Here is a 23,397-nt window from a genome sequence, read left to right as displayed (position 1 = left end):
GATTCCGGGGTGATTCTTCGGGGAGAGATCCGGCCTGACGCGCCGCTGGCCGTGCTGGCCGTCGAGGAGGAGGCCGCCCACCTCGGCGACGGCCTCCCGGTGCTGTTGACCGGCATGGGCAAGGTCAACGCCGCGACGGCGCTGGCCCAGGTGCTGGCGTCCGGGCCGAAGCCGAGCCTGGTGCTCAACCTCGGCACCGCCGGCGCGCTGCGCCCGGGCTGGGCCGGCGTCCACGAGATCGGCACCGTGCTCCAGCACGATCTCGACACCGACCTGCTGCGCACCCTCACCGGGCAGACGTACGGCGCCCCGCTGACCCTCGGCGCGCCGACCGCGGTCCTGGCCACCGGCGACGCGTTCATCGCCGACGAGGACGCGCGGGCCCGGCTGGCCCGGCGGGCGGACCTCGTCGACATGGAGGGGTACGCGGTGGCCTGGGCCGCCTCCCGGGCCGGGGTGCCGTGCCGGCTGGTGAAGCGGGTCAGCGACGACGCGGGGGACGGCGCGGACCGGGCGTGGCGGGACGCGGTCGACGACTCCGCGCGGGACCTCGCCGACTGGGTCCGGGCCGAGTTCGGCTGAGCCGTGGAGGGCCGGCTGCTCGCCGTCAGCGACCTGCACGTCGGGTACGCGGAGAACCGCGCGGTCGTCGACGGGCTGCGCCCCGGCTCCGACGACGACTGGCTGATCGTCGCCGGCGACGTGGCGGAGCGGTTCGCGGACGTCCGCGCCACCCTGGCCCTGCTGCGCGACCGGTTCGCCACCGTGGTGTGGGCGCCGGGCAACCACGAGCTGTGGACGCTGCCGAACGACCCGGTCGCGCTGCGCGGCGAGGCACGCTACCGGGAACTCGTCGCGATGTGCCGGAAGTTGGGAGTGTGCACGCCCGAGGACGACTATCCGGTGTGGACCGGGCCGGGCGGACCGGTCACCGTCGCCCCGCTCTTCGTGCTCTACGACTACTCGTTCCACGCGCCCGGCGCCTCCACCAAGGCCGAGTCGCTGCGCCGGGCGTACGACGTCGGGGTGGTGTGCACCGACGAGATGCTGCTGCACCCGGACCCGTACCCGAGCCGGGACGCCTGGTGCGCGGCGCGGCTGCGCACCACCGAGCGCCGGCTCGCCGCCGTCGACCCCGCGTACCCGACGGTGCTGGTCAACCACTTCCCGCTGGTCCGCGAGCCGACCCTGGTGCTGCGTCATCCGGAGTTCGCGCAGTGGTGCGGCACGGTCGGCACCGCCGACTGGCACCGGCGGTTCCGGGCCGCGGCGGTGGTCTACGGGCACCTGCACATTCCGCGTACGACGTGGCACGACGGGGTGCGGTTCGAGGAGGTGTCGCTGGGCTACCCGCGCGAGTGGCGGCGACGCGGCGCTCCGACGGTGCCCCGGGTGGTCCTGCCGGCGCCGGCTCCCGAGCCGCGCTGACCCTCGTCACCGAGCCGCGCTGACCAGCGCGTCCAGCGGAGGGGGTTGAACGGCGCGGCGGAGCGGCGGATGCTGAGGCATCGACCTTCACCGATCGAATCGGAGGACCGGATGCGTCGCCTCCCGCTCGTCGCCCTCGTCCTGGGCGCACTGTTGGTGGGCACTCCCGCCGCCGCCCAGGCCCGCCCCGACACCGCCGCCCACCCCGACACCGCCGCCCGCTCCGACACCGCCGGCCACCCCGACACCGCCGCCCGGCCCGACACCGCCGCCGACCCGGTCGCCGCGGCCGCGGCGCTGGCCGGGGTGCGTACCACCGGCACCGCCTGGGGCCTCGACCCGGCCACCGGCCGGATGACCCTCACCGTCGACGACACCGTGAGCGCCCGCGACCTGGCCGCGCTGCGGGAGACCGCCGCCCGGGCCGGAGCCGCGCTGCGCCGCGAGCCGGGTCAGCTGCGGACGCTGATCGCCGGCGGGCAGGCGATCTACGGCGGCGGTGGGCGCTGCTCGCTCGGTGCGAACGTCCGCAGCGGCACCACCTCCTACTTCGTCACCGCCGGCCACTGCACCACGCTCGGCGCCACATGGTACGCCGACAGTGGACAGACGACCGTGCTCGGCAGCCGGACCGGCAGCAGCTTCCCCGGCAACGACTACGGCCTGGTGCGCTACACCGGGACGATCCCGCGCCCCAGCGCCGTCCACACCTATCCCGGTCAGCTCACCGTCAACGGCACCACGAACGCGACCATCGGCCTGGCGGTCTGCCGCAGCGGGTCGACCACGGGCGTGCGCTGCGGCACCGTGACGGGGCTGAACCAGACCGTCAACTACGCGCAGGGCTCGGTGTCCGGGCTGATCCGGACCAACATCTGCGCCGAGCCGGGCGACAGCGGCGGCCCCCTCTACGTCGCCTCGACCGGCCGGATCGTCGGCATCCTCTCCGGGGGCAGCGGCAACTGCACCAGCGGCGGCACCACCTACTACCAGCCGATCCAGGAGATCCTCGCGGCGTACGGCGTGACCATCCCCTGACGGGAGGCGCCCCGCCGGGGCGGTCAGGCGGCGTCGGCGGACGGCCGGTCCAGGAAGAGCAGCTGGGCGCGCTTCTCCGGCAGGTCGACCAGCGGACCGGGTTGGAAACCGATGCGGACGAACCGGACGATGGCCCGCTCGTTGCGGGCGTCCGGGTCCACCACCAGCCGCCGCCGCCCCGGCTCGGCCCACACGAAGTCGAGCAGCGCGCCGACCAGCGTCCCGGTGAAGCCGGGTTCGACCGCCGTCGGCGGGCCGATCAGCAGGTGCAGACCGAAGTCACCGGCCCGGACCGGATAGCACGCGCCGACCGGGTCGGCCCCCGGCTCGTACGTCTGCAGCAGCGCCGCCGGTCGCCCGTCGCGGTGCACCAGGTAGGCGTGGTGGGTGTCCAGCGAGTCCAGGTAGGCGTAGATCTCCCGGACCCGCTCCCGGCTGGCCTCCCGCATGCCCCAGAAGCGGGCCCGCTCCTGGGTCACCCAGCCGTGCAGCAGGTCGACGTCGCCGTCGGGGTCGACCGGCCGGACGGTGACCCGGCCGAACCCGGGCACGCCCCGGTCGTGGTGGTGCGGGCCGGTCGCGCCGCGCGGCAGGGCGGTGGTGCGGTCAGCGGTCATCTCGCTCCTCGGTGAGTTGGTCCCAGTCGGTGGTCACCGGCAGCAGGTCGCCGGCCAGCCAGGACGGCGCCTGGTCGTCGTGGTGGGCGTCCCCGGGCACGCCGGACGCACCGAACGGCACCACCCACCGGCTGCCCGCCCGGTCGGCGAGGTCCCACACGAGGCGCGCCGCCGGGCCGCGCAGGCAGCCGTGGGTGACGCCGGGGACGCTGGAGGTGGCGAGAACGCAGTCGTGGTCGCCCGCGAGCTCCGGTGCCGGGCCGGCGTGCGGGTGCGGCGACGCCTGCCACGGGGTGAGCCGGTGCAGCTCACCCCAGGGCGGCAGCCCGCCCCGGGCGGCCTCGTCCGCCGCCACCTCGGTCAGGGCGGCGCGCAGCAGCGCGTCCACGTCGGCGGCGGGCAGCAGCGGGGTGGCCAGCAGCGCCGGCAGGGCGTACGCGACCCGGGGCACCAGCGCGAGCCAGGGCTGGAACACGTCGGGATGTGGCGGCGGGTCGGCGAGCGGCGCCAGCACGGGGTGCGCGGCGAGCCCGCGTACGACGGCCGCGCGGACCAGCGCGAACGCGGCGGCGTCGGTGCTGTCGGCGGCCATCCGCCGGTCCCAGCGCAGCAGCCGGTCCCGCAGCGCCCCGGCGGCCGGGTCGAGCCCCGTGAGCCCGGCCAGGCGGGCGAGCAGCGGCGCGGCCGAGCCCAGGTGGGTGTCGGTCTGCACGGCCGACATCCGGTCGGCCGTCCACGTCGGCCGGGCGTCCAGCAGGTGCCCGATGCGGTCCGCCCGGTACGGCGGGGCGAACTCGACGCCCAGCGGCGCGGCCAGCCCGCGCTCGTTCGCCATCACCGCCCGGCCGTCGACCTCCGCGCGGGGCATCGGCGCATGCCAGCCCTGCCACGCGTGCTCCGGCGCCCACGCCGGCACCACCCGCAGCCGGTTCGTCGGATGCCGCACGGGCACCGCCCCGGCGACCCGGTGCAGTAGGCCACCGGCGGTGTCGGCGGCCAGGAGCACGTTGACCGGCTCGACCCAGCGGTCGACGGCCGCGTCCACGTCGGCGACCGTACGGGCGCGCAGCAGGGCGGGCAGCGTGGCGAAGCCGAGGTCCGCGAGCACCCGCGGCGGGTGGCGCAGACTCAGCGCCGTCCCCTCGTCGGGGCCGCCCGCGACGACCGGCCCGCGCGCCGTCTCGACGACCTCCACGCCGACCGGGTCCGCCCCGGCCACCTCGACGGTCTCCGGGTGCGTGTCGGCGGGACGCCAGCCGTCCGGGCCGTACGCCTCGACCCCGCCGTCGCGGCGGCGCAGCCGCTCGGCGTACACGTCCTGGTAGTCGGCCATCGCGTTGGTGATGGCCCAGGCCACCGGACCGGTGTGTCCGAAGTGGGCGACGCCCGGCACGCCGGGGACCGCCAAGCCGACCACGTCGTACTCCGGGCAGGCCAACCGGATCTGCTGGTAGACGCCGGGGTCCTCGATGAACCGGTGCGGGTCGCCGGCCAGCAGGGCGGCACCGGTGGCGGTGCGCCCGCCGGCCAGCAGCCACCCGTTGCTGCCGGCGGTGGTCGGCTGGTCCGCGGCGAAGAGGTCGGCGTGGGCCCCGCCGAGCCGCTGGGCGACGTGCTCCCGCCACAGCTTCGTCGGGAAGCCGGCGAAGAGGATGTGGTGGCCCAGCCACACCGCCAGCGGCGTCCACGGCTCCCACCGCCCCGGCGTCAGCCCCACGGCGGCGAACTCGGGCGTCCGGGCCGCCCCGGCGGGCAGGCCCGCGTTGACGCCCTCCACGTAGGCGCGTACCCAGTCGGCGGTCTCCGCGTCCAGGGCGGCGTAGCAGCGCCGGGCCGTGTCCACCAGCCGGGCCTGCCGGGCGAACCGGTCCCAGCCGACCTCGTCGGCGCCGAGGAAGGACGCGCTGCTGCCGGCGGCCCGGTGCCGCTCGACCTCCAACTGCCACGCCCGGTCGTACGCGGTCACCCGGCCCTGCGCGACGGCGAGCGCCCGATGGTCGGTGGCCCGCAGGTGCGGAACGCCCCACCGGTCCCGGAACAGTCGGGCGCTCACACCGGCTCCGGCGCGAGCGCGCCGGTGCGGCGGCGGGCGGCCGGGACGACCAGCGGCGTGCCGGTCTCCGGGTCGTCGATGACCCGGCACGGCAGCCCGAAGACCTCCGCCACCAGGTCGGCGGTGACCACCTCGGCGGGCGCGCCGGCGGCGACCACCCGCCCGTCGCGCATCGCGATGAGGTGGGTGGCGTACCGGGCGGCGTGGTTCAGGTCGTGCAGCACGGCGACCAGCGTGCGGCCCTGCTCCTCGTGCAGCCGCGCGCACAGGTCGAGGATCTCGATCTGGTGCGCGATGTCCAGATAGGTCGTCGGCTCGTCGAGCAGCAGCAGCGGTGTCTGCTGGGCGAGGGCCATGGCGATCCACACCCGCTGCCGCTGGCCGCCGGAGAGCTCGTCCACCGGGCGGTCCGCGAGGTCCGCCACCCCGGTCGCCGCCATCGACTGGTCGACGACCCGTTCGTCCTCGCGTGACCACTGCCGCAGCAGCCCCTGGTGCGGATACCGGCCGCGGGCCACCAGCTCGGCGACGGTGATGCCGTCCGGCGCGATGGAGGACTGCGGGAGCAGGCCAAGGGTGCGGGCCACCTGGCGGGCCGGACGGCGGTGGATGTCCTGCCCGTCCAGCAGGACGGCGCCGGCGCTGGGCCGCAGCATCCGGGACAGCGCGCGCAGCAGCGTCGACTTGCCGCACGCGTTCGGGCCGATGACCACGGTGAACGACCGGTCCGGGACGGCGACGGTCAGGTCCTCGGCGATGGTGCGCCGGTCGTACGCCAGGGTCATGCCGGTGCCGCTCAACCGCGCCGTGCCGGTCTCCATCGGTGCTCCGTTCTCCTCGCGGGCGGTCATATGCGTCCGGCCCGGCGTTCCATCGCCAGCAGCCACACCAGGTACGCCCCACCGAGCGCGCCGGTGACCGCGCCGACCGGCAGCTGCTGCCCGGGGAAGCCGCGCTGCGCCAGCAGGTCGGCGCCGACCAGCAGGGCGGCGCCCACGCACATCGCGGGCAGCAGGTTCGGGCCGGGCGCCCGGGTGAGCCGCCGTGCCACGTGCGGCGCGGTCAGCGCCACGAACGACACCGGTCCGGCGGCGGCCGCGGCGAAGGCGACCAGCAGCACGGCGGCGGTGAGCAGCACCAGGCGCAGCCGCTGGACCGGGACGCCGAGGGCGCTCGCGGTGTCGTCGCCCAGCTCCATCATGCGCAGCGCCGGGCCGCAGCCGAGCAGCACCACCGGCGTCGCGACCGCCAGCACCACCAGCAGCGGTGTCGCCTCGGACCAGCCGCGCCCGTCGAGGCTGCCGGTGAGCCAGAGCATGGCACGGGCCGCGTCCATCAGGGGCGCCCGGGTGAGCAGGTAGCCGTTGACGCCGGTGAGGATCGCGGAGACGCCGATGCCGACCAGGACGAGGCGGTAGCCGTGGACGCCGTTGCGCCAGGCGATGCCGTAGATGAGCAGGCCGGTGGCCAGCCCACTGGCCACCGCCGCGCCGGAGAGCGCGAGGCTGCTGCCGCCCAGCACGACCACGACGAGCGCGCCGGTCGCCGCGCCCTGCGTGAAGCCGAGCACGTCGGGGCTGCCCAGCGGGTTGCGGACCAGGGACTGGAAGACCGCGCCGGCCAGCGCCAGCGCGGCGCCGACCAGCATGGCGGTGACCAGTCGCGGCAGCCGCAGCTCCTGGACGATGAACTCCTCGGCCGGGGTGCCGCCGCCGGTGAGGGTGCGCAGCACGTCGGCCGGGGACATCGGGTAGTCGCCGCCGGCCACGGCCAGGATGCCCAGCCCGGCGGCGAGCAGGGCGGCGCCGACGCCGACGGCCAGCGCGCGGGGACGGAACCGCAGGGAGACGCCGCCCGGCGTCCGCAACACGGTCATGGTCGGGCCACCCTCCGCCGGGTCACGAGCCAGAGGAAGAGCGGCCCGCCGAGGACGGCGGTGACCATTCCCACCTGGAGCTCGCCCGGTCGGCCGAGCACCCGGCCGAGCACGTCGGCGCCGAGCAGCAGCACCGGCGCGAGCACCGCGCAGTAGGGCAGCAGCCAGCGCAGGTCTGGGCCGGTCAGGGCGCGCACCAGGTGCGGCACGAGCAGCCCGACGAAGACGATCGGCCCGCAGGCGGCGGTGCTGGCCCCGCAGAGCAGGGTGACGGCCACGATGACGGCCGCGCGGATCAGCGCCGGGCGGGCCCCGAGCGCCCGAGCCGCGTCGTCGCCGAGGGCGAGGGCGTTCAGCGGACGCGCGGTGGCCAACGCGACCAGCAGGCCGGCGGCCAGGAAGGGCAGCACCCGGCCGACCGTCGCGGCGTCGGCGGTGGCGAGCGAGCCCACCGTCCAGAAGCGCAGCCGGTCCAGCGAGGCCGCGTCGAGCAGCATCACCGCGCTGACGTACGAGTAGAGCGTGGCGTTGAGGGCCGCCCCGGCCAGGGCCAGCCGGGCCGGGGTGGCACCCCGCCCGCCGCCGACGGCGTAGACGAGCGCGGTGACCGCCGCCGCGCCGAGCAGGGCGAACCACACGTAGCCCGACAGGGCGGTCACGCCGAGGATCGCGGCGCTGGCGACGGCGGCGGAGGCGCCCGCGTTGATGCCGAGCAGGCCCGGATCCGCGAGGGGGTTGCGGGTCAGGGCCTGCATCACCGAGCCGGCCACGCCGAGGGCCGCCCCGGCGAGGAGCCCGAGCAGGGTCCGGGGCAGCCGCATCTGGTGCACCACCGCGTACTCGGCGGAGTCGGGGTCGAGCAGGCCCGACCAGACATCGGCGAGGGGGAGCTGTTTCGCGCCCACCGCGATGCTGAGCACGGTGACGACGACGAGCAGGAGCAGAGCGGCGACCAGCCCGACGGCGCGCACGGTGGTGCGGCCCCGCCGGGGCGGTGCGGGCGCGGGTGGCGCCTCGACACGGTCACCGAGGGACGGCGACTGGGTGACGGACAGTGTGGGCTCCGAGGTGGGGAAACGCCGTACGGGCTTGACAGCCAATTAGGTTAGGTTAACCTAACCGCGCTGTCCAATGGTCGCACCGACCCTGACCGAAAAGACGTTCACCATGCTTGATCCCGTGACCGCCCGTCGCCTCTCCCGTCGCAGCCTGCTGGCCGGTGGGGCCGCCACCCTGGCCGCTCTCGTGGCCGGCTGTGGAGGCGGCGACGACGCTGCCACGCCGACCGCTGCCGGCAGCGGCGGGCCGTGGTCGTTCACCGACGACCGCAACGAGAAGGTCTCCGCCGACACCCGGCCCACCCGGGTCGTGGCCTTCACCGGCACCGCCGCCGCCCTGGTCGACTTCGGACTCGACAAGCAGATCGTCGGCGTGTTCGGCGAGACGAAGCGGGCCGACGGCACGGTCGACCCGCAGGCCGGCGACCTCGACGTGGAGAGCGTCGAGATCCTCGGCAACGTCTGGGGCGAGTTCAGCATCGAGAAGTACGCGGCGCTGCGCCCCGAGCTGCTGGTCACCCACATGTACGACCCCGGCGCCCTCTGGTACGTCCCGGACGAGAGCAAGAACAAGATCCTCCCGCTCGCGTCGAGCGTCGCGATCACCACGGCCCGCGTGCCGATGACCAAGCCGATCGAGCGGTACGCCCAGCTCGCCGAGTCGCTCGGCGCCGACCTCTCGGCCAAGAAGGTCACCGACGCCAAGGCCCGCTTCGAGGCTGCCGCCCAGCAGGTCCGCGACGCGGTGAAGGCGAACCCCGGCATCAAGGTCATGGCCTCCTCCGGCAGCCCCGACCTGTTCTACGTCTCCAACCCGAAGGTCAGCACCGACCTCATGTACTTCGCCGAACTCGGCGTCGACATCGTGGTGCCCACCAAGCTGGAGAACGGCGACTACTTCGAGGCGCTGAGCTGGGAGAACGCCGGCAAGTTCCCGGCCGACCTGATCCTGCTCGACAACCGCAGCACCGCCCTGCAGCCCAAGGACCTCGCCGCCCGGCCCACCTGGGCGCAGCTGCCCGCGGTGAAGGCCAACCAGGTCACGCCGTGGGACGCGGTGCCCCGCTTCTCGTACGCCGGCGCGGCCCCGCTGCTGGAGAACCTCGCCACCGCCATCCGCGCCGCGAAGAAGGTCAGCTGACCGCCTGACGGCCCCCCGTCCCGCCCCGCCGATCCTGCCGCCGTGAGACACCGGGGGCGGGTTCCGGCTGCCCGAATTCCGTCCGCAACCGCGCGTGGAGGACCTGCCCATGACTCTGCCGGGACGCACCGCCGAGACCGTCTCCGCCCCGACCGGATCGCCCGCCCGGGCCCACCTGCTGCACACCGGCAACCTCGCCCGCTACCGCGAGGCGCTCGCCGACGGCGTCGACCGCGTGGCCCGCCGCGTCGCCACCGCCGACCGTCCGTTCACCGGCATCACCCCGGACGCGCTCGCCCCGCGGGTCGCCGGCATCGACCTGGACCGGCCGCTCGGCGACGCCGGCGCCGCCCTCGACGAACTGGAGGACGTCTACCTCCGCGACGCGGTGTGGTTCCACCACCCCCGCTACCTGGCCCACCTGAACTGTCCCGTGGTGATCCCGGCGCTGCTCGGCGAGGCCCTGCTCACCGCCGTCAACTCCTCCATGGACACCTGGGACCAGAGCGCCGGCGCCACGCTCGTCGAGCGGCACCTGATCGACTGGACGGCGACGCGGATCGGCTTCGGCGCGGACGCCGACGGCATCTTCACCAGCGGCGGCAGCCAGTCCAACCTCCAGGCGCTGCTGCTGGCCCGGGAGGAGGCGTGCCTGGTCGCGCCGGCCGCCGACGCACGACGCGACCTGCTGCCCCGGCTGCGCGTCCTCACCTCGGCGGTCGGGCACTTCAGCGTGCAGAAGTCGGCCAAGCTCCTCGGTCTCGCCCCCGACGCGGTCGTGACCGTCGAGACCGACGCGCAGCGGCGGATGGTGCCGGCCGCCCTGCGACGGGAGATCACCCGGCTGCGCGCCGAGGGCCTGGTGGTGATGGCCGTCGTCGCCACCGCCGGCACCACCGACTTCGGGTCCATCGACCCCCTTCCCGAGTTGGCCGCCGTGACCGAGGCGGCCGGGGTGTGGCTGCACGTCGACGCGGCGTACGGCTGCGGTCTGCTCGTCTCACCGACCCGCCGGCACCTGCTCGACGGCGTCGAGCGGGCCGACTCGGTGACCGTCGACTACCACAAGTCCTTCTTCCAGCCGGTCAGCTCCAGCGCCCTGGTGGTCCGCGACCGGCGGGTGCTGCGCCACGCCACCTACCACGCCGACTACCTCAACCCGGCCCGGATGGTCGAGCAGCGCATCCCCAACCAGGTCGACAAGAGCCTCCAGACCACCCGCCGCTTCGACGCCCTCAAGCTCTGGCTGACCCTGCGGGTCATGGGCCCGGACGCGGTCGGCGCGCTCTTCGACGAGGTGGTCGACCGGGCGGCCGGCGCCTGGGAGCTGATCAGCGAGGACCCCCGGTTCGAGGTGGTGACCCGCTCGCCGCTCAGCACCGTCGTGTTCCGCTACCTGCCCACGGGCCGAGGGCGGGAGCTCGCCGACGCCGCGAACCTGTACGCCCGGGAGGCGCTGGCCGCATCCGGCGCGGCCCTGGTCGCGGGCACGACCGTGGACGGCCGGCACTTCCTCAAGTTCACGCTGCTCAACCCGGAGACGACCCTGGAAGACGTCGGGCACGTGCTGGAGCTGCTCGCCGAGCACGCCGGCCGGTACGTGCGCGAGCGGACCGCCACCGACCTCGCCTGCCAGGTCGGCTGACCACCGTGAACCCGAAGCCGCACCCGGAGGGCCGGATGTCCACCCACAACTTCGTCGCCATCGGCCTCGGCCCGTACAACCTGGGCCTGGCCTGTCTCACCGCCCCGATCAGCGAGCTGGACGGGGTGTTCCTGGAGTCCCGGCCGGGGGTCGACTGGCACCCCGGCATGCTCCTCGAGTCGGCCCGGCTGCAGACCCCGTTCCTGGCCGACCTGGTCACCCTCGCCGACCCGACCTCACCCTTCTCCTTCCTCAATTTCCTGAAGGAGACCGGGCGGCTCTACCCGTTCTACATCCGGGAGAGCTTCTACCCGCTGCGCAACGAGTACAGCGCCTACTGCCGCTGGGCCGCCGCGAAGCTGCCCAACCTGCGCTTCGGCCACGAGGTCACCCTCGTCGAGTACGACGAGACCGACCAGCGGTACGTCGTGCACGCCCGGGTCGGCGACGAGACGGTCACCCACCGGGCCCGGCACCTGGTGCTCGGCACCGGCACCCCGCCGCACGTGCCGCCGGCCTGCGCGGGGCTGACCGGCGACGCGGTGCACAACTCCGGCTACCTGGAGCACCGCGCGGCCCTGCGGACCAAGCGGAGCATCACCGTGGTCGGCAGCGGGCAGAGCGCGGCCGAGATCTACCACGACCTGCTCGCCGACATCGACACCTACGGCTACCAGCTCACCTGGGTGACCCGCTCGCCGCGGTTCTTCCCCCTCGAATACACCAAGCTCACCCTGGAGATGACGTCACCGGACTACGTGGACTACTTCCACGCCCTGCCGGAGGAGACCCGATACCGGTTGGAGGCCGAGCAGAAGGGGCTGTTCAAGGGGATCAGCGCCGACCTCGTCGACGGCATCTTCGACCTGCTGTACGAGCGCAGCGTCGACGGGCCGGTGAACACCCGGCTGCTCACCAACACCGAGCTGACCAGCGCGGCGCACGACCCGGACACCGGCACGTACGCGCTGGGCCTGCGCCACGTGGAGCAGGACCGGGAGTTCGGCCTGCGTACCGAGGGGCTGGTGCTCGCCACCGGCTACCACTACCGGGTCCCCGCGTTCCTCGAACCGGTGCGGGACCGGATCCGCTGGGACGCGCACGGCCGCTTCGACGTGGCCCGCAACTACAGCATCGACCACACCGGGCGGGGGATCTTCCTCCAGAACGCCGGCACCCACACGCACAGCATCACGTCGCCCGACCTCGGCATGGGCCCGTACCGCAACTCCTGGATCATCCGGGAGCTGCTCGGCCGGGAGCACTACCCGATCGAGAAGAGCATCGCGTTCCAGGAGTTCGGGGCGCCGGCGGGGATGGCGTCATGACCGTGTTCACGCGCGTCGACGACCGGCTCGGCGAGTTCGCCCTGCGTCCGCTCGACCCGGAAGAAGACGCCCCGCTGTTGCACCGCTGGGTCACCCACCCGAAGGCGACGTTCTGGCTGATGCAGGACGCCGACGTGGCCGAGGTGACGCGGGAGTACCGGCGCATCGCCGCGCACCCCCACCACGACGCGTTCCTGGGGCTGCACCGGGGCCGCCCGGCCTTCCTGGCCGAGCGCTACGACCCGGCGCACGTCGAGCTCGTCGGTCTGCACGACGCCCGCCCCGGCGACGTGGGCATGCACTTCCTCTGCGCGCCGGCCGACCCACCCGTGCACGGCTTCACCCGCGCGGTGATCACCACCGTCATGGCGTGGCTGTTCGCGGATCCGACGACGCGGCGGGTGGTGGTCGAGCCCGACGTCCGCAACACGGCCGTCCACGCGCTGAACGCCGCGGTCGGCTTCGAGGTCGTCGGCACCGTCGCCAAGCCGGAGAAGCAGGCACTGCTGAGCATCTGCACCCGGGCCCGGTTCCGGGCCGCCACGGGCACCGACCCCGTCCCGGGCACGGCACCCGTCCCGGGCGCCGCCGCCACCCCCGAAGGAGCCTCCGCGTGACCGCCGACCCCGCCGCCCACCTCAGCCCGGCGCTCTGGGAGCGGGCCAACCGGCTGCTGGTCCGCAAGGCGCTCGCCGAGTTCACCCACGAGCGGCTGATCACGCCGCAGCCGGCCGACCCGCCCGCCGACGCCGCCACCGGCGGCGACCGCCGCTGGTACACGGTGCGTGGCGACGACGGCACCGTCACCTACCGGTTCACCGCCCGGGTGTACGCCCTGGAGCACTGGCAGATCGACGCCGACACCATCGACCGGCGACGCGGGGACGCCGACCTGCCGCTCGACGCGGTCGACCTGGTCCTCGACCTGCGCGAGACGCTCGGGCTGAGCGTCTCCGTCCTCCCGGTCTACCTGGAGGAGATCACCTCCACCCTCGCCGGTATCGCGTACAAGCTGCACCGACCATCGGTGCCGGCGGCCGAGCTGGCCGTGGCCGACTTCCAGACCATCGAGACGTCGATGACCGAGGGACACCCCTGCTTCGTGGCCAACAACGGCCGCCTCGGCTTCGGCCTGGACGAGTACCACCGGTACGCCCCCGAGGCGGCGCGTCCGGTTCGACTCGTCTGGCTGGCCGCCCACCGCGACCACGCGGCGTTCAGCGGCGCCGCCGACCTCGACTACGACACCCTGGTCCGCGGCGAACTCGGCGCGGAGACCCTGGCCCGGTTCGCCGACACCATGTCCGGGCTCGGCCTCGACCTGGCCGACTACCTGCTGATCCCGGTCCACCCGTGGCAGTGGTGGAACAAGCTGTCGGTCACCTTCGCCGGTGAGGTCGCCCGGCGCCGGCTGGTCCACCTCGGCCCCGGCACCGACGAGCACCTCGCCCAGCAGTCCATCCGCACCTTCTTCAACGTCACCGAGCCGGGCCGGCACTACGTCAAGACCGCGCTGTCCGTGCTCAACATGGGCTTCATGCGCGGCCTGTCGGCCGCGTACATGGCGGCGACCCCGGCCATCAACGACTGGCTCGCCGAGCTGATCGCCGCCGACGAGACCTTCAAGGCCACCGGACTCACCGTCATCCGGGAGCGGGCCGCCGTCGGCTACCGGCACCGGCAGTACGAGGAGGCCACCGACCGGTACTCCCCGTACCGGAAGATGCTCGCCGCCCTGTGGCGGGAGAGCCCGGTCCCCGGCCTGGAGCCCGGCCGACGCCTGGCCACCATGGCGTCGCTGCTGCACACCGACGCCGACGGCGGCTCGTTCGCCGCCGCCCTCGTCGCGCGTTCCGGGCTGGCGCCGCGCGAGTGGCTGCGCCGCTACCTGGACGCCTACCTGACGCCGCTGCTGCACGCGTTCTACGCGTACGACCTGGCGTTCATGCCGCACGGCGAGAACGTCATCCTGGTCCTCGACGAACGCGACACCGTCGAACGGGTGATCTTCAAGGACATCGCCGAGGAGATCGTGGTGATGAGCGCCGACCGGCCACTGCCACCGGAGGTGGAGCGGATCCGGGCCGACGTCCCGGAGGACATGAAGCTGCTGTCCATCTTCACCGACGTCGTGGACTGCTTCCTGCGGCACCTGGCGGCCATCCTGGTCGAGGCCGGGGTGCTCAGCGAGGAGGACTTCTGGGGCACGGTCGCCGCCTGCGCGGCCGACTACCTGGACGGGGCGCCGGAGCTAGCCGAGCGGGCCCGTCGCTACGACCTGTTCGCCCCGGAGTTCGCGCTCTCCTGCCTCAACCGGCTGCAGCTGCGCAACAACCAGCAGATGGTCGACCTGGCGGACCCGTCGGCGGCGCTGCAACTCGTCGGCACCCTCGACAACCCGTTGGCGCGGTACGCGCCGAGGCGGTGAGGCGCCGGCTCAGAACTCCTGGTACATGATGTGCAGGCCGACCCGCCCGAGGGTCGGGTGGCGGAACGCGCCGGGGACCGTGCCGACGACGGCGAAGCCCGCACGCTGGTACAGGTCCACCGCCGCTCGGTTCGACTCGACCACGGCGTTGAACTGCATGCCCGCGTAACCCTTCCGCCGCGCCCAGGCCAGGGCGTCCCGGCACAGCGCGGTGCCGACGCCGTGGCCCCGCGCGTCCGCGGCGACCATGAAGCTGGCCGTGGCGACGTGTGAGCCCGGACCGGGACGGTTCGTGCTCATCTTGGCGGTGCCGAGGACCCGTCCGTCGTCGTCGACCGCCACCACCGTCCGCCCCGGTGCCGCCTCCACCCAGAGGTCGTACCCGGTCTCGGCGGTCAGGGCCGGGTCGTAGGTGAAGGTCTCCCGCTCGCGGACCACCTGCTCGACGATCGGCCACACCTGGTCCCAGTCCCGCGCCACGAACTCCCGAATCCGCACCCGGCGATGCTAGGAACGCCGGGTGCGGACGGCAACCGGGTTCCGCCGGTCACCCGGCGAGCGCGGTGAGCTCCGCGTCGAGCACCGTCGCCAACCAGGTGTGCCGCTGCGGATGGGTCTGCGGGGTCATGCCCCGGCTGGGCATCTCCACGGTCATCAGCAGGTAGAGGTGCAGCCGGTAGAGGCTCAGCCGTCGGCGGGCGGCCGCGTCCAGGTCGAACGGCGCCGCCTCCCGGTAGCCGCGCAGGGTCGGATGATCGGTTTCGTCCTCGGCGCGGCGCCCCAGCACCGGGGAGACGAGGTCCATCAGCGGATCGCCGTACAGGTAGCGCTCCCCGTCGACCAGGCCGGTCAACCGCAGCCGGCCGTCCGGGGCGGGCGCGGCGAGGACGTTGCCGTCCCAGAGGTCGAAGTGCAACAACGCCGGACGGCGTACGACGTCCAGCGCCGCCTCGTGCCGCCGGACCAGCGCCCGGAGCCGGTCCGGCGGAACCGGCAGCCGTACCGCCCAGTCGGTCGCGTCGGCGAGCAGCTCGTCCACCATCGCGGCGAACGCCTCCGGCCACGTCGACCCGGACGCGCGGTCGCCCTCGTAGCCGAACCGGTCGCCGGTCACCTCGTGCAGCGCGGCGAGGGCCACGCCGAGGTCGTGTCGCGCCGCGCCGTCGTCCGCGCCGTCGGCGGCGAGGTCCGCGAGGGAGCGGCCGGGCAGCAGGCCGGTGACCAGCCATTCGCCGTACGCCGGGTCGACGCCGTGGTGCAGCACCGGCGGGACCGGCACCCGTGGCGCGCGCGTGGCCACCAGGCGGAAGTAGTGGTCCTCGGCCGCGCACAGGCCCCGCTCGTAACGGAGCAGCCGGGCGTCCTGCGACGGGGCGACCTTCAGCACCACCCGGCGGCCGTCGTCGAGGCGGGCCCACCACACCGTCGCGAAGCCGCCGCCGCCGAGCGGCCCGCAGTCGGCCAGTCCCGGCGTCGGTCCGAACGAGGCGCGGACCAGCCGGGCGACGTCGTTCGGGGTGACCGGGCGCTGGGTCGGGCTGGGCGCGGTCACCGGACACCGCCCAGCGTCGGCCCGCCCCGCATCAGGTCCACGGCGGCAAGGCTAGTACGTCCTGGCCCCGTGCGTGGCCCTCCACGATGGACGAGACGAACCTGTCGGTGGCCGTCCCTAGACTCCGCGGCCATGGTGATGGTGAGGTTCGTCGACGAGACCACCGCCGGCTCCCGGGCCGACGCGTGGCATCTGGAGATCTTCGAGGAGCGGCTGCCGCTGCGGGAGCTGATCCGCCGCCGGGTCTTCCAGGAGGTGGCCGAGTACAACGCCCGGCAGCCCGAGGTGTTCCGTGGTCTGGTGCAGCCCGGCGACGCCGAGCGGACGCTCAACGGCTACCGCCTGCGCACACCCCGCCGGGTCGACACCGAGGAGCAGTTCACCCGCGCGGTCGAGGCGTTCGGCCGTAACGGCTTCGTGGTGCTCGTCGACGACCGGCAGGTCGACCAGCTCGATGCCGAGGTGCAGCTGCGGTCGGGCACCGAGGTCTGCTTCCTCAAGCTCGTCCCGCTGGTGGGTGGCTGATGCCCGCCACGTCGCTCTACCCGGAGCGGGTCGCCGCCGTACGCCGCTACGCCGCGGACGACGACCTCCCCGGGCTCGTCACGGAGCTGGCCGAGATCGCCCGACTCAACGGCGGCCACTGGGGCCACGACGGCCGCAGGGTCACCGACGTGCTCGACGCGCTGCCCGAGCAGCGGCGCGCCCGGCTGGCCACGGCCCTGGTCGAGCGCCTGGCGGCGGACGATCCGGCCGACGACGCGGGGGCGCTGACCGCGCTGGTGACGATCATCGTCCGGCACCTCGGCGCGGACGTCCCCCTCGCCGAGACGCGGCGCCTGCTCGACCACGCGGCCCGGCAGTGGACGTGGTGGCCGCCCGACCAGCTCGCGACGCTCAGCCGGATGGTCTACCGGGCCGACGGCGCTCTGCCCGGCCCGCTCGTCGGCTCGCTGCGCCGCACCGTGCTGACCGGCTACCAGACCAGCGGCCCGCTGCACGACCTCGTCCGGGTGCTCCGCGAGCCGCTGCTCAACCCGGGCGAGGCGTGGGCCGACCGGCTGCTGGCCGAGCTGCCCGACCTCGGCGCCGGGTGGCCCGAGCTGGTGGCCCACGCGCTGACCGCGACCGCCGCCCGACCCACCGCCCGGTGGGAGCGGCAGGCCGGCGCGCTGCTGGACCACGTCGGCGCACCGGCCTACCGCACCGCCGCCCTCGGCTGGCTGGCGCTGGTCGGCCGCCCGCGCACCGCCCCGGTCGCGGCGACCTACCACGGCTACGACGTCGCCCAGGCCTACGACCCGTTCAACGCGACAGCCCTGCGGGGCCTGATCTGGCTGCTCGCCGTGGCCACCCCCGACGACGCCGACGCCGACACCGCCCGCGTGCTCGGCCGGATCGTGGAGACCTCCCTGCGCAAGGTCGCCGGCCTGGGCCCCCGCAACCCGAAGGTCGCCAACGCGGCGGTCTACGCACTGGCCCGACTCGGCGGCGAACACGCCCTCGCGCAGCTCGCCCGGCTGACCGCGCGGGTCACCTACAAGGGCACGCTCAAGGAGCTGAACGCCGCGCTGGACCGGCGGGCGGAGGCCCTCGGCCTGTCCCGCGCCGAGGTCGAGGAACTGGCCGTCCCGACGTACGGCCTGACCGCCGTGGGGAGCCGGACCGAGGCGTTCGGTGACGCCACCGCAGAGCTGGTGGTGGACGGCGGCGCGGTGGCCCTGCGCTGGCGCAACGCCGCCGGTCGTCCGGTGCGGACGGTGCCGGCGGCGGTCCGCCGCGAGCACCCGGAGGAGCTTCGGGAACTCAAGGCCGCCGCGAAGGACGTCGAGAAGATGCTGTCCGCGCAGGCGGAGCGGTTGGACCGGCAGTTCCTCGCCCAGCGCCGCTGGCGTTTCGACGCCTGGCGGGCACGCTACCTGGACCATCCCCTGGTCGGCACGCTCGGGCGGCGGCTGATCTGGCAGGTCGACGGCGTGCCGTGCGGCTGGGCCGACGGTGCGCTGCGCACGGTGGATGACGCGCCGCTCAGCCCGGCGGACGACGCGACGGTGACTCTGTGGCATCCGATCGGCCACGACGTCGCCGAGGTGCTGGCCTGGCGGGAGTGGCTGGAGCGGCACGCCGTGGTGCAGCCGTTCAAGCAGGCGCACCGCGAGGTCTACGTGCTGACCGCCGCGGAGGAGCGCACCGGCGTCTACTCCAACCGGTTCGCCGCGCACGTGCTGCGCCAGCACCAGTTCCACGCCCTGGCCGCGGTGCGGGGCTGGCGCAACCGGCTGCGGCTGATGGTCGACGACACCTACCCGCCGGCCACCAGGGAGCTGCCCGATTGGGGGCTGCGGGCCGAATACTGGGTGGAGGGCGCCGGCGACGAGTACGAGGTGGACACCACCGAGTCCGGCGCCTACCTGCGTCTGGTGACCGACCAGGTGCGCTTCTACCCGGTGCGCGCGCCGGAGAACTCCGCCCACGCCGGTGGTGGTGGCTACGAACAGTGGATCGGTCCCGGCGCCGACCCGGTCGCCCCGCTGGCCCTGGACCAGATCCCGCCGCTCGTGTTCAGCGAGGTGATGCGCGACGTCGACCTCTTCGTGGGGGTGGCCAGTGTCGGCAACGACCCGACCTGGCAGGACGGCGGGCCGGCCGGCCGATACCGGGAGTACTGGGAGTCGTACGGCTTCGGCGAGTTGTCCGCCACCGCCGAGACCCGGCGGGACCTGCTGGACCGGCTCGTGCCCCGGCTGGCCGTCGCCGACCGGTGCCGGGTGGAGGGGCGGTTCCTCACCGTCCGGGGGGACCTGCGCAGCTACCGCATCCACCTGGGGTCGGGCAACATCCTGATGAGCCCCAACGACGAGTACCTGTGCATCGTGCCGCAGCAGTCGGCGGCCGCCGGGACGGGCGACGTCTTCCTTCCGTTCGAGGGCGACCGCATGCTCGGCGTCATCCTCAGCAAGGCGCTGATGCTCGCCCGGGACACGGAGATCACCGACCCGACGATCCTGTCCCAGCTGCGGCGGCGCTGACCCCGGTCCCGCCCTCGCGGGCACGGCCGAGCCCCGGGTCGATGGTCTTGCCGGACCACCGACCCGGGGTGGTTCAGCGGCGGCCGGCTGGCGCTCGCCCGGATCTTCGGCTGTCTCCTGTGGACGGTTGACGCCCGGATCGTTGGCGCGGGGGTGGCCCCGCACGGTGTCGGGTGGGGCCACCGGCCGTCAGGGCAGCGCCTTCAGGAACGGGCCGTGCTGGAGCCGGAACTCCCAGCTGTAGTAGCGGTCCCAGTTGATCGACCAGGTCATCAGGCCGCGGAAGTCCGGGTTGGTGCCGCTGCGCGGGGCGTAGCCGCCGCAGCCCTGGCTGCGTACCAGGCAGGTGACCGCCGCCTGCACGCCGGCCGGTGCGAGGTAGCCGTTGCCGGCGCTGACCGAGGACGGCGCCCCGAACGCCACCTGGTCCTCGCGCAGCGCCGGGAACATCGCCGAGGTGTTGCCGGCGACCGGAAAGCCGGCGAGGAGCATGTCGGTCATCGCGACGTGGAAGTCGGCGCTGCCCATGGTGTGGTACTGGTTGTCGAGCCCCATGATCGGGCCGGAGTTGTAGTTCTGGACGTGCAGCACGGTGAGGTCGTTGCGCAGCGCGTGGATGACCGGCAGGTACGACCCGGCGCGCGGGTCCTGCCCGCCCCACGGGCCCGGCCCGTAGAACTGGTAGCCGAGCTGCACGAAGAACGTCTCCGGTGCCATGGTGAGGACGAAGCCCGCGCCGTAGCGCTGCTTGAGGGTGCGGATCGCCGAGATCAGGTTGACGATCACCGGTGTGGTGGGGTTGCGGAAGTCGGTGTCTCCGGCGTTCAGGTAGAGGGAGTGACCCTCGAAGTCGATGTCCAGCCCGTTGAGGCCGTACCGGTCGATGATGGCGGCGACCGACCGGACGAACGTGTCGCGGGCGGCGGTGGTGGTGAGCTGCACCTGTCCGTTCTGGCCGCCGATGGAGAGCAGCACCTTCTTGCCCTGCTGCTGCTTGGCCCGGATCGCCGCGATGAACTCGGCTTCGGTCTCCACGCCCGGGCACTCGGCCACGGGGCAGAGTTGGAAGCGGATGTCGCCGGAGGTGACCGAGGTGGGTTCGCCGAACGCGAGGTTGATGATGTCCCAGTCGGCCGGGACGTCGGCCATCCGCAGGTAGCCGGAGCCGTTGGCGAAGCTGGCGTGCAGGTAGCCGATCAGCGCGTGGCGCGGCAGCCCGGTGGTCGGCGGCGGGGTGGTCGGCGGGGGCGTCGTGGGCGGCGGGGGCGTCGTGGGCGGGGGAGTGGTGGGGGGCGTCGTGGGAGTGCCGCCGCCGCACGGTGCCCCGTTGAGCGTGCAGTCGGTGGGAGACCCGGAGCCGGTGGCCAGGAAGCCGAAGCTGACCGACGCGCCTGGCGCGACGGTGCCGTTCCAGGAGCGGTTGGTGAAGGTGTGCCGCTGGCCGGAGCTGCTCACGGTGGCGTCCCAGTAGGACCCGAGGGTGGTGCCGGCGGGCAGGGTGAAGGCGACCTGCCAGCCGTTGAGCGTGCCGGAGCCACCGTTGGTGATCGTGTACTTCCCCTCCCACCCGGTGCCCCATTCGGCGGTCTTCACGAACGTGGCGGTCGGACCGGCGGCCCGGGCCGGCGCGGCGAGGGTGAGGGTGGTGGCGGCGGCGGTGGCGAGCGCCGCCAACGCGGCGAGCAGCACGGTACGGGCAGGGCGACGCATCCGGACCTCCCGGTCGGTGAGCCGTCGGATCGACGGATGCCTAATTATTAGGATTGTTAACTGTAGATGTCCAGGGGGGTCCGGGGACGGGTTCCTCGCGCGCCGGCCGGCGATTTCTGTCGTACCCGGCGGGCAGCATCCATCCATGGCTGTCCCCGCGTTGCCCCCTCGATCCGACCAGCCACGCGCCCTGCCCCTGCGTGAGGTGCGCTCCCGGCTGACCCAGCTCGTCGCGCTGGCCGAGGCCACCGACACCGTCACCGTCGTCACCCGCGACGGTGACCCCAGACCGGTGGCGGCGATCGTGCCGGCCGCCGCCGCCCGCACCCTGGCCCAGACCCGCGCCGACGCCGACCGGCTCGCCACCGTCACCGCCGGCTGGGCCCGCCGGCTCGACGAGCTGCACCGACAGAGCAGCCGCCGGCACGCCGCCGAGCTGCGCGCGGTCCGCGCCGCGCTCGCCGAGGCGTGGGCCGAGCTCGACCGGCGAGCCGTGCCGGGCGGCAATCCATCGCTGGCCCGGCTCCGGGCCGCCCACGCCGACCTGCTCGCCGACTGACCGCCCGGCCGCCGCCCGTCGCGACCTGTTCGTCTACTGATCCGGCCCGCGCCCGTCGCGACCTGCTGCGGGCGGGTCAGCCGGTGGCCGGATAGGCGTGCGTCTCAGCCGCCTTCACCGCCGCCCACACCCGTCGACCCGGCGCGAGCCGCAACTGGGCCGCCGCGGCCGGGGTGACGTCCGCGGCGACCACGATCGGCCCGTCGAGCCGCACCCGCAGGTAGTCGCCATGCCGCTGGACGCCCCCGACGGTGGCCGGCCAGGTGTTGCGCGGGCTTCCGTCCGGGCGACCGGGATGCACCGCCACCGCGGCCGGGCGGAACGCCACGAAGGCGTCCCCGTCGACCCGGTCGGCGACGGTGAGGGTCAGGTCGTCGGCGACGCGCACCTGGTCCCCGCCGGCCCGGCCGCGGTGCAGATTCAACCCGACCAGCCGGGCCACGTAGTCGGTGCGCGGACGCGCTGTCACGCTCGCGCCGTCGCCCTCCTGCACCACCCGGCCACCCTCCACGATGACCAGCCGGTCGGCGAGGGCGAGCGCGTCGAGCGGGTCGTGCGTGACCAGCAGCGTTGCACCCGGGTGGGCGGCGAGGTGGCCGTGCAGTTCCGCGCGGGTCTCCGCCCGGGTGCGGGCGTCCAGTGCGGCCAGCGGCTCGTCGAGCAGCAGCAGGGACGGCGTCACCGCGAGCGCGCGGGCCAGCGCGACCCGCTGCGCCTGGCCGCCGGAGAGTTGCCGCGGCCGGCGGTGCGCCTGGCCACCCAGCCCGACCCGATCCAGCCACTGCCGGGCGGTGTCCCGCGCGGCGCGCCGGTCCGCGCCGTGGCGCCGGGGCCCGAAGGCCACGTTGTCCAGCGCGGTGAGGTGCGGAAAGAGCAGGTAGTCCTGGAAGACGACGCCGACGCGGCGCCGCTCGGTCGGCACCCACGCGCCGTGCGCCGGTCGGTCGAGGTCCACCCCGTCGAGGGTGACGTGCCCGTCGGTGAGCGGGTGCAGGCCCGCCAGGGCCCGCAGCGCCGTGGTCTTGCCGGCGCCGTTCGGGCCGAGCAGCGCGACCACCTCCCCGGCGGCGACCCGCAGCGGCACGTCCAGCCGGAACGAGCCGCGGTCGACCACGAGCCGGGCGTCGAGCAGCGGGCCGGTCACGGTGCCGTGATCCAGCGGTCGCGCAGCGCGGCGAGGATGGTGACCGAGACGGTGAGCAGCACGAGGCTGAGCACGATGGCGGCCTCGATGTCGGTCTCCAGCGCCAGGTAGACGGCGAGCGGCATCGTCTGCGTGCGGCCCGGGTAGTTGCCGGCGAAGGTGATGGTGGCGCCGAACTCGCCGAGCGCCCGCGCCCAGCAGAGCACCGCGCCGGCGGCCAGCCCCGGCCCGACCAACGGCAGCGTCACGTGCGTGAACGTGGTCCAGCGGCTCGCGCCGAGGGTGGCCGCGGCCTCCTCGTAGCGGGGGTCGGCGGCGCGCAGCGCCCCCTCCACCGCGATGACGAGGAACGGCATCGCCACGAACGCCTCCGCCAGCACCACCCCGGCTGTGGTGAACGGCAGCGTGATCCCGAACGTCGCGTCCAGCCAGCCGCCCAGCAGGCCGCGGCGGCCGAAGACCAGCAGCAGCGCCACCCCGCCGACGACCGGTGGCAACACCAGCGGCACGGTCACCAGGGCGCGGACGAACCGCCGGCCCCGGAACTCGACGCGGGCCAGCAGCCAGGCGAGCGGCACCCCGAGCAGCAGGCAGAGCAGGGTGGCCAGGGTCGCCGTCTGCAGGGACAGTCGCAGCGCGGTCAGCATGCCCGGTTCGGTGAGCCGTTGCGGCAGCGTCGACCAGGGGGCCCGGACCAGCAGGCCGGCCAGCGGCAGGACCAGGAAGAGCAGGCCCAGCCCGGCCGGGAGCAGCAGCGCCAGCGGCGGAGCCGCGCGCCGGGACGGCGCACG

General features: G+C 74.4%; 20 protein-coding genes and 1 pseudogene. 11 read left to right on the top strand and 10 right to left on the bottom strand.

All coding sequences use genetic code 11. The annotated features are described in order from the left end of the window. Window positions 1–9: 9 nt before the first annotated feature. From GA0070620_RS07125 to GA0070620_RS07115, 3 genes are all read left to right on the top strand, one after another. Window positions 10–582, top strand: a complete 573-nt coding sequence (locus tag GA0070620_RS07125) for a nucleosidase (protein ID WP_091589117.1) — start codon at window positions 10–12, stop codon at window positions 580–582. A gap of 3 nt (window positions 583–585) precedes the next feature. Beyond that, window positions 586–1,428 (top strand): metallophosphoesterase family protein, encoded by an 843-nt coding sequence (locus GA0070620_RS07120; protein ID WP_091589116.1) that lies wholly within the window; start codon window positions 586–588, stop codon window positions 1,426–1,428. Window positions 1,429–1,539: 111 nt separating this feature from the next. Next, window positions 1,540–2,466, top strand: coding sequence for a S1 family peptidase (locus GA0070620_RS07115; RefSeq protein ID WP_091589115.1), 927 nt, complete (start codon window positions 1,540–1,542; stop codon window positions 2,464–2,466). A gap of 23 nt (window positions 2,467–2,489) precedes the next feature. On the opposite strand, the gene GA0070620_RS07110 is transcribed toward GA0070620_RS07115, so the two are convergent. From GA0070620_RS07110 to GA0070620_RS07090, 5 genes are all read right to left on the bottom strand, one after another. Then, on the bottom strand, window positions 2,490–3,083 hold the full coding sequence (locus GA0070620_RS07110) for a GNAT family N-acetyltransferase (protein ID WP_091589114.1): 594 nt from the start codon (window positions 3,081–3,083) through the stop codon (window positions 2,490–2,492). Beyond that, the gene (locus GA0070620_RS07105) at window positions 3,073–5,136 is read right to left on the bottom strand and encodes a penicillin acylase family protein (protein ID WP_091589113.1); all 2,064 of its coding nucleotides are present in this window, start codon (window positions 5,134–5,136) and stop codon (window positions 3,073–3,075) included. The genes GA0070620_RS07110 and GA0070620_RS07105 overlap by 11 nt, the downstream gene beginning before the upstream one ends. Further along, complete coding sequence (locus GA0070620_RS07100; protein WP_091598242.1) at window positions 5,133–5,921, bottom strand: ABC transporter ATP-binding protein; 789 nt, start codon at window positions 5,919–5,921, stop codon at window positions 5,133–5,135. The genes GA0070620_RS07105 and GA0070620_RS07100 overlap by 4 nt, the downstream gene beginning before the upstream one ends. 62 nt (window positions 5,922–5,983) lie before the next feature. Next, window positions 5,984–7,012, bottom strand: coding sequence for a FecCD family ABC transporter permease (locus GA0070620_RS07095; protein ID WP_091589112.1), 1,029 nt, complete (start codon window positions 7,010–7,012; stop codon window positions 5,984–5,986). Further along, a complete protein-coding gene (locus GA0070620_RS07090; protein WP_091589111.1) occupies window positions 7,009–8,112 on the bottom strand; it encodes a FecCD family ABC transporter permease in 1,104 nt (367 codons plus the stop codon). Before GA0070620_RS07090 ends, GA0070620_RS07095 begins: the two co-directional genes overlap by 4 nt. Window positions 8,113–8,179: 67 nt before the next feature. On the opposite strand from GA0070620_RS07090, the gene GA0070620_RS07085 reads away from it, so the two are divergent. The 5 genes from GA0070620_RS07085 to GA0070620_RS07065 all read left to right on the top strand — a co-directional run bounded on the left by GA0070620_RS07085 (window position 8,180) and on the right by GA0070620_RS07065 (window position 14,612). Next, window positions 8,180–9,211 (top strand): ABC transporter substrate-binding protein, encoded by a 1,032-nt coding sequence (locus GA0070620_RS07085; RefSeq protein ID WP_091598240.1) that lies wholly within the window; start codon window positions 8,180–8,182, stop codon window positions 9,209–9,211. Window positions 9,212–9,320: 109 nt separating this feature from the next. Continuing rightward, window positions 9,321–10,856, top strand: a complete 1,536-nt coding sequence (locus tag GA0070620_RS07080) for a pyridoxal phosphate-dependent decarboxylase family protein (RefSeq protein ID WP_091589110.1) — start codon at window positions 9,321–9,323, stop codon at window positions 10,854–10,856. 35 nt (window positions 10,857–10,891) lie between these two features. Continuing rightward, window positions 10,892–12,184, top strand: a complete 1,293-nt coding sequence (locus GA0070620_RS07075) for a lysine N(6)-hydroxylase/L-ornithine N(5)-oxygenase family protein (RefSeq protein WP_091598238.1) — start codon at window positions 10,892–10,894, stop codon at window positions 12,182–12,184. Beyond that, on the top strand, window positions 12,181–12,801 hold the full coding sequence (locus GA0070620_RS07070; protein WP_091589109.1) for a GNAT family N-acetyltransferase: 621 nt from the start codon (window positions 12,181–12,183) through the stop codon (window positions 12,799–12,801). Before GA0070620_RS07075 ends, GA0070620_RS07070 begins: the two co-directional genes overlap by 4 nt. Further along, window positions 12,798–14,612 (top strand): IucA/IucC family protein, encoded by a 1,815-nt coding sequence (locus GA0070620_RS07065; protein ID WP_091589108.1) that lies wholly within the window; start codon window positions 12,798–12,800, stop codon window positions 14,610–14,612. Before GA0070620_RS07070 ends, GA0070620_RS07065 begins: the two co-directional genes overlap by 4 nt. 9 nt (window positions 14,613–14,621) lie before the next feature. On the opposite strand, the gene GA0070620_RS07060 is transcribed toward GA0070620_RS07065, so the two are convergent. Both GA0070620_RS07060 and GA0070620_RS07055 read right to left on the bottom strand, forming a co-directional pair. Then, window positions 14,622–15,110, bottom strand: coding sequence for a GNAT family N-acetyltransferase (locus tag GA0070620_RS07060; RefSeq protein WP_091589107.1), 489 nt, complete (start codon window positions 15,108–15,110; stop codon window positions 14,622–14,624). Window positions 15,111–15,159: 49 nt separating this feature from the next. Then, window positions 15,160–16,164, bottom strand: a complete 1,005-nt coding sequence (locus tag GA0070620_RS07055; protein ID WP_091589106.1) for an aminoglycoside phosphotransferase family protein — start codon at window positions 16,162–16,164, stop codon at window positions 15,160–15,162. 132 nt (window positions 16,165–16,296) lie between these two features. Here GA0070620_RS07055 and GA0070620_RS07050 point away from each other — a divergent pair, with 132 nt between their 5' ends. Both GA0070620_RS07050 and GA0070620_RS07045 read left to right on the top strand, forming a co-directional pair. Beyond that, window positions 16,297–16,689, top strand: a complete 393-nt coding sequence (locus tag GA0070620_RS07050) for a hypothetical protein (protein ID WP_091589105.1) — start codon at window positions 16,297–16,299, stop codon at window positions 16,687–16,689. Continuing rightward, window positions 16,689–19,193, top strand: a complete 2,505-nt coding sequence (locus GA0070620_RS07045; RefSeq protein WP_091589104.1) for a DUF4132 domain-containing protein — start codon at window positions 16,689–16,691, stop codon at window positions 19,191–19,193. The genes GA0070620_RS07050 and GA0070620_RS07045 overlap by 1 nt, the downstream gene beginning before the upstream one ends. 189 nt (window positions 19,194–19,382) lie before the next feature. On the opposite strand, the gene GA0070620_RS07040 is transcribed toward GA0070620_RS07045, so the two are convergent. Continuing rightward, the gene (locus tag GA0070620_RS07040; RefSeq protein WP_091589103.1) at window positions 19,383–20,882 is read right to left on the bottom strand and encodes a chitinase; all 1,500 of its coding nucleotides are present in this window, start codon (window positions 20,880–20,882) and stop codon (window positions 19,383–19,385) included. A gap of 166 nt (window positions 20,883–21,048) precedes the next feature. Between GA0070620_RS07040 and GA0070620_RS07035 the strand changes: the two genes are divergently transcribed. Continuing rightward, window positions 21,049–21,462: a hypothetical protein gene (locus GA0070620_RS07035; protein ID WP_091589102.1), complete on the top strand. Its 414-nt coding sequence runs from the start codon at window positions 21,049–21,051 to the stop codon at window positions 21,460–21,462. 76 nt (window positions 21,463–21,538) lie between these two features. Here the strand turns inward: GA0070620_RS07035 and GA0070620_RS07030 are convergent, their stop codons facing one another. Both GA0070620_RS07030 and GA0070620_RS07025 read right to left on the bottom strand, forming a co-directional pair. Beyond that, window positions 21,539–22,606: an ABC transporter ATP-binding protein gene (locus GA0070620_RS07030; protein WP_091589101.1), complete on the bottom strand. Its 1,068-nt coding sequence runs from the start codon at window positions 22,604–22,606 to the stop codon at window positions 21,539–21,541. Continuing rightward, window positions 22,603–23,396: pseudogene (locus GA0070620_RS07025) on the bottom strand (ABC transporter permease). Before GA0070620_RS07025 ends, GA0070620_RS07030 begins: the two are co-directional and overlap by 4 nt. Window position 23,397 lies beyond the last annotated feature (1 nt).

The sequence above is a fragment of the Micromonospora krabiensis genome (genome assembly GCF_900091425.1).
GTDB classification, from domain to species: Bacteria; Actinomycetota; Actinomycetes; order Mycobacteriales; family Micromonosporaceae; genus Micromonospora; species Micromonospora krabiensis.
Note: the sequence above shows the minus strand (reverse complement) of the source record. Positions and strands in the feature narration are given on the sequence as shown.